At 75.9% G+C, this 9,309-nt stretch carries 7 protein-coding genes and 1 riboswitch; of the genes, 4 read left to right on the top strand and 3 right to left on the bottom strand.

Annotation, left to right across the window (positions count from 1 at the left end; all coding sequences use genetic code 11):
• Positions 1-327: 327 nt before the first annotated feature.
• On the bottom strand, positions 328-726 hold the full coding sequence (locus MW084_RS14565) for a VOC family protein (RefSeq protein ID WP_010468000.1): 399 nt from the start codon (positions 724-726) through the stop codon (positions 328-330).
• Between the two features lie 293 nt (positions 727-1,019).
• A complete protein-coding gene (locus MW084_RS14560) occupies positions 1,020-1,544 on the bottom strand; it encodes an FBP domain-containing protein (RefSeq protein WP_010467998.1) in 525 nt (174 codons plus the stop codon).
• 80 nt (positions 1,545-1,624) lie between these two features.
• On the opposite strand from MW084_RS14560, the gene MW084_RS14555 reads away from it, so the two are divergent.
• Positions 1,625-1,801, top strand: a complete 177-nt coding sequence (locus MW084_RS14555; protein WP_158684292.1) for a hypothetical protein — start codon at positions 1,625-1,627, stop codon at positions 1,799-1,801.
• A 229-nt stretch (positions 1,802-2,030) separates the two neighbouring features.
• Here the strand turns inward: MW084_RS14555 and cobN are convergent, their stop codons facing one another.
• On the bottom strand, positions 2,031-5,633 hold the full coding sequence (cobN, locus tag MW084_RS14550) for a cobaltochelatase subunit CobN (RefSeq protein WP_010467994.1): 3,603 nt from the start codon (positions 5,631-5,633) through the stop codon (positions 2,031-2,033).
• Positions 5,634-5,687: 54 nt separating this feature from the next.
• Positions 5,688-5,763: riboswitch (cobalamin riboswitch) on the bottom strand.
• A 48-nt stretch (positions 5,764-5,811) separates the two neighbouring features.
• Here cobN and MW084_RS14545 point away from each other — a divergent pair.
• Genes MW084_RS14545 through MW084_RS14535 form a run of 3 tightly spaced genes read left to right on the top strand, consistent with a single transcriptional unit; the run spans position 5,812 to position 9,232 of the window.
• Positions 5,812-7,059, top strand: coding sequence for a cobalamin biosynthesis protein CobG (locus MW084_RS14545; RefSeq protein ID WP_010467993.1), 1,248 nt, complete (start codon positions 5,812-5,814; stop codon positions 7,057-7,059).
• Entirely contained in the window at positions 7,056-7,691 is a 636-nt protein-coding gene (locus MW084_RS14540) for a precorrin-8X methylmutase (RefSeq protein WP_078571296.1), read from the top strand. The genes MW084_RS14545 and MW084_RS14540 overlap by 4 nt, the downstream gene beginning before the upstream one ends.
• The gene (locus MW084_RS14535; RefSeq protein WP_010467989.1) at positions 7,688-9,232 is read left to right on the top strand and encodes a precorrin-2 C(20)-methyltransferase; all 1,545 of its coding nucleotides are present in this window, start codon (positions 7,688-7,690) and stop codon (positions 9,230-9,232) included. Before MW084_RS14540 ends, MW084_RS14535 begins: the two co-directional genes overlap by 4 nt.
• The last annotated feature ends 77 nt before the right edge of the window (positions 9,233-9,309 follow it).

Below are 9,309 nucleotides of genomic sequence, written 5' to 3'. Positions count from 1 at the left end.
GAGGAGGNGGGGGACGGGCCGCCGGGTCCGGCGCCCCGTCCCCCNCCTCCGCCCGTGCGTCCGCCCGGAGCGCGGCCCCGCCCGCCGTCGTGTCCGAAGCGCCCGGGCCCGCCACGGTGCGGGCGGCGGCGGCCGGCGGCGTGCCGTCGCCCGGTTCGCTGATGCCCGCCGTCCTGGTCGGTGCGGCGTGCGCGGCCGCCGCGGCCCTGTGGGCGGTACGGCGCGCGGCCCGCTAGCCGTTCTGCCTTGGGAGGCCGGGGGACGCGGGTCCGGCGCCGGGCGGCCGGAGCCCGGGCGCGGGCCGGGCGGCGGGCCCGGGGCCGCGACTCAGGAAGCCGGGTCGCCCCCGCTGCCGTACGGGCGGGTGAGGATCTCCATGGCATGGCCGGACGGGTCCAGGAAGTACAGTCCGCGTCCGCCGTCGTTGCGGTTGATCTCGCCGGGCCGCTCCTGGTGCGGATCGGCCCAGTAGGGGATGTCCTCCTGCCGGATCCGCTCGAAGGCCGCGTCGAACTCGGCCTCCGAGACGAGGAACGCGTAGTGCTGCCTGGTGATGTGCTCCTCGGGGACCGTCGCGAAGTCGAGGGTGACCCCGTTGGCGGTCTGCACCGGCAGGAACGGCCCCAGTTCGGGGCCGACCTCCAGTCCGAGGACGCGGGCGAGGAACTCGGCGGACTCCCGCCTGTCCTTCGCGGCGACGATGGTGTGGTTGAGCTCTACCGACACGGTGGAATGCCTCCATCGGGCATCTCACGGGCACCTCCATGCCTCACCCGGCCGGTGACCGGCACGCGATGCCCTGCGCCCGAGCCTAGGAGCGCCGCCCCGGGCGGGTCGAGCGGTTTCCGGCCAGTTCGCACACCTGCCCCACACTGGCTCCGGTGGGGCCGCCGGGGCCACCGCAGGCGGAGCGGTCCGGCGGTCCCGGCACCGACGCGGCGGGCGGCGGGCGGCGGGGAAGGCTCCGGTCCGTCGTCCGCCCCGGCACCGGCCTCCCGGCCCCGCGCCGCCCCCGGCGGTCACGGGGCGGACGGCAGCAGGACGTTCTCCACGAACGCGAGGAGGTTGGCCCGCAGCCGGTCGATCCGCTCCTCCACCCCGAGCGACTCCTCGTGGCGGGTGCGGAGCGAGGGCTGCCGCCGTCCGCGCACGTACAGCGAGCAGGCGAGGTCGGAGCAGACGTAGGTGCCGACGGTGTTGCCGTCGCGGCCGGAGGCGCCGGCGCGCGGCGCGGCGAGCAGCGTGACGCCGGAGGAGGCGTGCCCGGTGAGGCAGATCCGGCACAGGCTCGACTTCACGGCACTGGTACGGGCCTTCTCCGGCACCCGCAGGCCGATCCCCACCGGGCCGTCCGCGCCGGGCACGGCGTCCGGCGGGAGGACGACGTGTGCGCGCAAGGGGGCGCCGGGGTCGCGCCAGCCGAGGAAGTCCAGGTCGCCCCAGGGGAGGTCGGCGAAGTCGGCCGGCAGCCTGAGGCGGGCCGCGTCGCCCTTGGAGCAGTTCACGAAGGACGCGCGGATCTGTTTCTCGGAGAGGGGTTCCACGTGGGCCCACCGTACGGAACGGAAGGGCGGAGGGCACCGGCTTTTCCGTTTCGGTGACGCACCGTGGGTACTCGGTCGCCATGAGTACGGAAACGGCCGCCGGTGTCGGCGGCGCCCAGGCGCCCGCTTCCCCCCAGCCCATATCGCTCTTCCCGGACGTCCCGGGCAGAGTCCGCACGTGCAGACCGGCCCGCCTGGGCAGAGAACCCGAGGACCCGGCGGCGCAGGAATGGCACATCGTCCTGGGCGAGGACTGAGGGACTGCCCGCCGGAGGCGAGGGGCCCCACGGACGTGCGTCCGGGGTCCGCCCGGTCACGGACGCACGTGCCGCGGGGGCCTCCGGCCGCGCCGGGGACGGTTCCGGGCCCGCCCCGGCCGCCTCACCGCGCCCCGGCCGGCCGCGGCGCGGTCCGGGGCCGGGCGGGACGGGGGCGGTGCGGTTGCGCCGGCACGCCCGGACCGGGGCGCACCGGCGCGTCCGGCCCCTACTGGTCGTCCCCGCCCTCCAGGTCGCCCTCGGTCTCCAGGTACGCCTGCTTCAGCTCCTCCAGGATCCGCGGGTCCGGCTTGGCCCACATGCCGCGGGACTCGGCCTCCAGGAGCCGCTCCGCGATGCCGTGCAGGGCCCACGGGTTGGCCTCCTGCAGGAAGGCGCGGTTCTCCGGGTCGAGGACGTACGTCTCGGCCAGCTTGTCGTACATCCAGTCGGCGACGACACCGGTCGTGGCGTCGTACCCGAAGAGGTAGTCGACGGTGGCGGCCAGCTCGAAGGCGCCCTTGTAGCCGTGGCGGCGCATCGCCTCGATCCAGCGGGGGTTGACGACGCGGGCGCGGAACACCCGGGACGTCTCCTCGACCAGCGTCCGCGTGCGCACCGTCTCCGGGCGGGTGGAGTCGCCGATGTACGCCTCGGGCGCCGTGCCGCGCAGCGCGCGGACGGTGGCGACCATGCCGCCGTGGTACTGGAAGTAGTCGTCGGAGTCCGCGATGTCGTGCTCGCGCGTGTCCGTGTTCTTCGCGGCCACGGCGATCCGCCGGTACGCCGTCTCCATCTCCTCGCGCGCGGGCCGCCCGTCCAGGCCGCGGCCGTACGCGAAGCCGCCCCACACCGTGTACACCTCGGCGAGGTCCGCGTCGGTGCGCCAGTCGCGGGAGTCGATCAGCTGGAGGATGCCGGCGCCGTACGTGCCGGGGCGGGAGCCGAAGATGCGGGTGGTGGCGCGCCGCTCGTCGCCGTGCTCGGCCAGGTCGGCCTGCGCGTGGGCGCGGACGAAGTTCTCCGTCTCCGGCTCGTCCAGCGAGGCGACGAGCCGCACCGCGTCGTCCAGCAGCCCGATCGTGTGCGGGAACGCGTCGCGGAAGAAGCCGGAGATGCGCAGCGTCACGTCGACGCGGGGGCGGCCGAGCTCGGCGAGCGGGATCGGCTCCAGGCCGTTGACCCGGCGCGAGGCGTCGTCCCAGACGGGGCGGACGCCCAGCAGGGCGAGCGCCTCCGCGACGTCGTCGCCGCTGGTGCGCATCGCGCTGGTGCCCCACAGCGACAGGCCGACCGAGGTGGGCCACTCGCCGTTGTCGGCGCGGTACCGCTCCAGCAGCGAGTCGGCGAGGGCCTGCCCGGTCTCCCAGGCGAGGCGCGAGGGGACGGCCTTGGGGTCGACGGAGTAGAAGTTCCGTCCGGTCGGCAGGACGTTGACCAGGCCGCGCAGCGGGGATCCGGAGGGGCCGGCGGGCACGAAGCCGCCGTTCAGCGCGTGCACGGCGTGGTCCAGCTCGGCGGTCGTCCCGTCGAGGCGCGGCACGACCTGCCGGGCGGCGAAGTCGAGGACGGCGGCGACCTGCTCGCCGTGCCCCTCCGCCACACCGGCCACCGCGGCCGGGTCCCAGCCGGCGGCCTCCATGGCCTCCACCAGGGCACGGGCCTTCGCCTCGGCCTCGTCGGCGGTGGTGCGGGTCGCGGCGGACTCGTCCAGGCCGAGCGCCTCGCGCAGGCCGGGCAGGGCCTGCGTGCCGCCCCAGATCTGGCGGGCGCGCAGGATGGACAGGACCAGGTTGACCCGCTCGGGCCCGGTCGGGGCGGTACCGAGGACGTGCAGGCCGTCGCGGATCTGCGCGTCCTTCACCTCGCACAGCCAGCCGTCGACGTGCAGGAGGAAGTCGTCGAACCCGTCGTCGTCGGGCCGGTCCTCCAGGCCGAGGTCGTGGTCGAGGCGGGCGGCCTGGATGAGGGTCCAGATCTGCGCGCGGATGGCGGGCAGCTTCGCCGGGTCCATGGAGGAGATCTGCGCGTACTCGTCGAGCAGCTGCTCCAGGCGCGCGATGTCGCCGTACGAGTCGGCGCGGGCCATCGGCGGCACCAGGTGGTCGATCAGCGTGGCGTGGGCGCGGCGCTTGGCCTGGGTGCCCTCGCCCGGGTCGTTGACGAGGAAGGGGTAGACCAGCGGCAGGTCGCCGAGGGCCGCGTCGGGGCCGCAGGCGGCGGACAGGCCGGCGTTCTTGCCGGGCAGCCACTCCAGGTTGCCGTGCTTGCCGAGGTGGACCATGGCGTCGGCGCCGAAGCCGCCGTCCGACGCGGGGGTGGCGATCCAGCGGTAGGCGGCCAGGTAGTGGTGGGAGGGCGGCAGGTCCGGGTCGTGGTAGATCGCGATCGGGTTCTCGCCGAAGCCGCGCGGCGGCTGGATGAGGACCAGCAGGTTCCCGCGGCGCAGCGCGGCGAGGACGATGTCGCCCTCGGGGTTGCGGGACCGGTCGAGGAACATCTCGCCGGGCGGCGGGCCCCAGTGCTCCTCGACGGCCGAGCGCAGCTCCTCCGGCAGGGTCGCGAACCAGCGCCGGTAGTCGGCGGCCGGGATGCGGACCGGGTTGCGGGCGAGCTGCTCCTCGGTGAGCCAGTCCTGATCGTGGCCGCCGGCCTCGATGAGCGCGTAGATCAGCTCGTCGCCGTCGCCGGACGCGAGGCCCGGCACCTCCTCGTCGCCGAAGTCGTACCCCTCCTCGCGCAGCCGGCGCAGCAGGGCGACGGCGGAGGCGGGCGTGTCGAGGCCGACGGCGTTGCCGATGCGGGAGTGCTTCGTCGGGTACGCGGAGAGGACCAGTGCCAGGCGCTTCTCGGCGTTCGGGATGTGCCGCAGCCGGGCGTGGCGGACGGCGATCCCGGCGACGCGGGCCGCGCGCTCGGGGTCGGGGACGTACGCGGGCAGGCCGTCCTCGTCGATCTCCTTGAAGGAGAACGGCACGGTGATGAGCCGCCCGTCGAACTCGGGGACGGCGACCTGGTTGGCCGCGTCGAGCGGGGACAGGCCCTCGTCGTTCCCCTCCCAGTCGGCGCGCGACCCGGTGAGGCACAGCGCCTGGAGGACGGGCACGTCGAGGGCGGCGAGCGCGCCCGCGTCCCACGCCTCCTCGTCGCCCCCGGCCTGGGCCTCGGCGGGCTTGGTGCCGCCGGCGGCGAGAACGGTGGTGACGATCGCGTCGGCGCCGCGCAGCCGGTCGAGCAGCTCCGGCTCGGGGGCGCGCAGGGACGCGACGTACAGCGGCAGGGCGCGGCCGCCGGCGTCCTCGACGGCGTCGCACAGGGCGCCGACGAAGGCGGTGTTGCCGCTCATGTGGTGGGCGCGGTAGTAGAGCACGGCGACGGTCGGGCCGTCGGTGGTGCGGGGGGTGCGCTCCAGGGGGCCCCAGGTGGGGGCGGCGGCCGGCGGGTCGAAGCCGTGGCCGGTGAGCAGGACCGTGTCGGAGAGGAACCGGGCGAGCTGCTCCAGGTTGTCCGGGCCGCCGTGGGCGAGGTAGGCGTGCGCCTCGGTGGCGACGCCGATGGGGACGGTGGACGCCGCCATCAGCTGCGCGTCCGGCGCCTGTTCGCCGGTGAGGAAGACGACGGGGCGGTCCTGGGCGCGGAGCAGGTCGATGCCCTCCTCCCAGGCCCGCAGCCCGCCGAGGAGGCGCACGACGACGAGGTCGGCGCCGTCGAGCAGACCGGGCAGTTCGTCGACGGGGAGGCGTGCGGGGTTGGCGAACCGGTACTCGACCGGACCGCCGGCCGCGCGGGCGCTCAGCAGGTCGGTGTCGGAGTGCGACAGCAGCAGGATCACGGCGTGCCGGGCCTTCCTCGGGGTGTCCTCGCCCCGGGTGGTCGTGGGTGGCGGGAGTTCCTGACTCGCGGGCCCGGGAGGGTCCTGCTCACAGTGGCGGGACCGCGCCGGACTCGCACCGGGCTTCCTCCCTAGGGCCCTGGGACCCTGTGCCGTCTGCATAGTAGAGGCTGCGCGTATGCTCGCCGCCATGCCGCCCAGCCGCTCAAAGCCCCGGAACGGGGGCGAAAACCCCATACGGGACCGTGTCCGCGACCGTGCCGACGCGTGCCCCGGCGCTCTGCGCCTGCACCGCGCGGACGACGGCGGTCTGGCCCGGCTGCGGCTCCCCACCGGAGTCCTGACGCCCCGGCAGGTGGGCGCCCTGGCCGACGCGGCGGACCGGCTGGGCGACGGCCGGATCGGCGTCACCTCACGCGGCAACATCGACCTGCGCGGCCTTCCCGACGACTGCGGCCTCGCCCTCGCGGAGCTGCTCGGCGAGGCGGGACTGCTGCCGTCGGCGGCGCACGAGCGGGTGCGGAACATGGTCGTCTCGCCTCTGTGCGGACTGGACGAGCTGGGCCTCGGGGACGCCCTGGCGTGGGCGCGGGAACTCGACGCGCTGCTGTGCGCCGCGCCCTGGACGACGGGCCTGTCCGGGCGCTTCCTGTTCGCCGTGGACGACGGGCGCGGGGACGTGGCCGGGCTGGGCGGCGATGTGACGTTGCTCGCAGAGCCGGGGGACCGCGCCCTGGTACGGATCGGGGGCCTGGCCTGGCGGGTGGCCGCGCGGGACGCCCCGCGGGCCGCGCTGGCCGCCGCGGAGGCGTTCCTGGCGGCGGCCCGGGAGGCCGGCACGGGCGCCTGGCGGGTGGCCGAACTGCCCGGCGGGTCCGTGCGGACCGCGGTGGCGGAGCGTCTGGACGCTGCCGGAGTGGCCGCGTCGCCGACCCCGGCGGAGGCGCCGCCGGTGTCCGCGCCGCCGGAGCCCGGCCTGGTCGGCGAGGGTGCCGTGGCGGTCGTGGCTCCGCTGGGGAGGGTCGGCAGCGAGCAGTTCCGCGCCCTGGCGGAGAGGCCCGCCGGCGAGGTGCGGGTGACGCCGTGGCGGGGCTTCGTCGTGGCGGGCCTGCCCGGTCGCGCGGCGGCGGAGGAGCGGCTCGCGGCCCTGGACGGCGCCGGGTACCTCACCCGCCCCGGCTCGCCCTGGCTGACGGTCACCGCCTGCACGGGGCGGCCGGGCTGCGGCAAGGCGCTGGCGGACGTGCGGGCGGACGCCCGGCCGCTGGACGTGGCGCCCGGGACGCCCGCGCACTGGTCCGGGTGCGAGCGGCGGTGCGGCCATCCGCAGGGCGACTGGGTGGACGTACTGGCCACCGGAGACGGCACGTACGACATCACCGTACGGACCCGACGAGACAACGACGACGCACAGGCACAGAGATGAGCGGGAGCACAGTGTTCGACTACGAGAAGGACGGCGCGGAGATCTACCGCCAGTCCTTTGCCACGATCCGCGCCGAAGCGGATCTCGCGGGGCTGCCCGCCGACGTCAGCCAGGTCGCCGTGCGGATGATCCACGCCTGCGGCATGGTCGACCTCGTCCGGGACCTCGCCTACACGCCGGAGGTCGTCTCCCGCGCCCGCGCCGCGCTCCGCTCGGGCGCGCCGATCCTGTGCGACGCGCAGATGGTCGCCAGCGGCGTCACCCGCAAGCGGCTCCCCGCCGACAACGAGGTGGTCTGCACCCTCTCGGACCCGTCCGTACCGGACCTCGCCGCCGAACTGGGCACGACGCGCAGCGCGGCGGCCCTGGAGCTGTGGCGCGACCGGCTGGAGGGCGCGGTCGTGGCGATCGGCAACGCGCCCACCGCCCTGTTCCGGCTGCTGGAGATGGTCCGCGACGGCGCGCCCCGCCCGGCGGCGGTGCTCGGCATACCGGTCGGGTTCATCGGCGCCGCCGAGTCCAAGGACGCCCTGGCCGCCTCCGACCTCGACCACATCGTCGTACGGGGCCGGCGCGGCGGCAGCGCCATGGCCGCCGCGGCGGTCAACGCGATCGCGAGCGAGGCGGAATGAGCGCGCGCGTTTCACGTGAAACCGTCGACGGGACCGCGGGGGCCGGCAAGCTCTACGGCGTCGGTCTCGGCCCGGGCGACCCGTCGCTGATGACGCTGCGGGCGGTGGAGGCCATCCGCCGGGCGGACGTCGTCGCCTACCACTGCGCCCGGCACGGCCGGTCCATCGCCCGGTCCATCGCGGCGGAGCACATCCGCGAGGACCACGTCGAGGAGCGGTTGGTCTACCCGCTCACGGTGGAGACGACGGACCATCCCGGCGGCTATCGGGGCGCGTTGAACGACTTCTACGAGGAGGCGTCGGCGCGGCTCGCCGCGCACCTCGACGCGGGCCGGACGGTGGCGGTGCTCGCCGAGGGCGACCCGCTGTTCTACGGCTCGTACCAGCACATGCACAAGCGCCTCGCCCACCGCTACGAGACCGAGGTCGTCCCGGGCGTCACCTCCGTCAGCGCCGCCGCGGCGACCATCGGCAAACCGCTGGTGGAGGCCGAGGAGACCTTGACGATCATTCCGGGCACCCTGCCCGAGGACGAACTGACGGCCCGTCTCGCGGCAGCCGACTCGGCGGTGGTGATGAAACTGGGCCGGACGTTCCCCGCGGTGCGCCGCGCCCTGGAGCGCACGGGCCGGCTCGCGGACGCCCACTACGTGGAGCGCGCCACCATGGAGGGCCGGCGCACGGCGGCCCTCGCCGACGTGGACTCCGGCTCGGTGCCGTACTTCTCGGTGGCGGTGCTGCCGTCCCGCGTCGACACCGGTCCGGCCGAGCCCGAGCGGGGCGAGGTGGTCGTCGTCGGCACCGGCCCGGCGGGCCCGCAGTGGCTGACGCCGGAGAGCCGCGGCGCGCTCGCCTCGGCGACCGACCTGGTGGGCTACACGACGTACCTGGAGCGGGTGCCGGTGCGGCCGGGCCAGCTGCGGCACGGCTCCGACAACAAGGTGGAGGCGGAGCGGGCCGAGTTCGCCCTGGACCTGGCGCGCCGCGGACGGCGCGTGGCGGTCGTCTCGGGCGGCGACCCGGGGGTGTTCGCCATGGCGACGGCGGTCCTGGAGGCCGCGTCGCAGGAACGGTACGCGGACGTGCCGGTGCGCGTCCTGCCGGGCGTGACCGCGGCCAACGCGGCCGCGGCGAAGGCGGGCGCGCCGCTGGGCCACGACTACGCCACGATCTCCCTGTCGGACCGGCTCAAGCCCTGGGAGGTCATCGCGGAGCGCCTGCGCGCGGCGACCGCCGCCGACCTGGTGCTGGCGCTGTACAACCCCGGTTCGCGCAGCCGTACGTGGCAGGTGGGCAAGGCCCGCGAGCTCCTGCTGGAGCTGCGCGCCCCCGACACCCCGGTCGTCGTCGCGCGGGACGTGGGCGGTCCGGAGGAGTCCGTCCGGGTCCTGCCGCTCGCCGACCTGGACCCGGCCGAGGTCGACATGCGGACGCTGCTGCTGATCGGCTCCTCCCAGACGCAGGCCGTACGGCGCGGCGACGGGGCCACGGTGGCGTGGACGCCGCGGCGGTACCCGGAGAAGCCGCCGAGCGGCACCTGAGGGGCGCCGGCCGGACAGGGCGACGGCCGGATCTCCTGCGCCACCCGGCCGCCGGCGGCGCGGGAGCCCCGCGCCGC

The sequence above is a fragment of the Streptomyces sudanensis genome (genome assembly GCF_023614315.1).
Taxonomy (GTDB): domain Bacteria; phylum Actinomycetota; class Actinomycetes; order Streptomycetales; family Streptomycetaceae; genus Streptomyces; species Streptomyces sudanensis.
The sequence above is the reverse complement of the archived record's forward strand: the minus strand, read 5'-3'. Positions and strand labels throughout refer to the sequence as shown.

Bases quoted from the DNA above. Each gene is read 5' to 3' on its own strand.
- MW084_RS14555 (WP_158684292.1), top strand. From the start codon at position 1,625: ATGAGTACGGAAACGGCCGCCGGTGTCGGCGGCGCCCAGGCGCCCGCT.
- MW084_RS14545 (WP_010467993.1), top strand. From the start codon at position 5,812: ATGCTCGCCGCCATGCCGCCCAGCCGCTCAAAGCCCCGGAACGGGGGC.
- MW084_RS14540 (WP_078571296.1), top strand. From the start codon at position 7,056: ATGAGCGGGAGCACAGTGTTCGACTACGAGAAGGACGGCGCGGAGATC.
- MW084_RS14535 (WP_010467989.1), top strand. From the start codon at position 7,688: ATGAGCGCGCGCGTTTCACGTGAAACCGTCGACGGGACCGCGGGGGCC.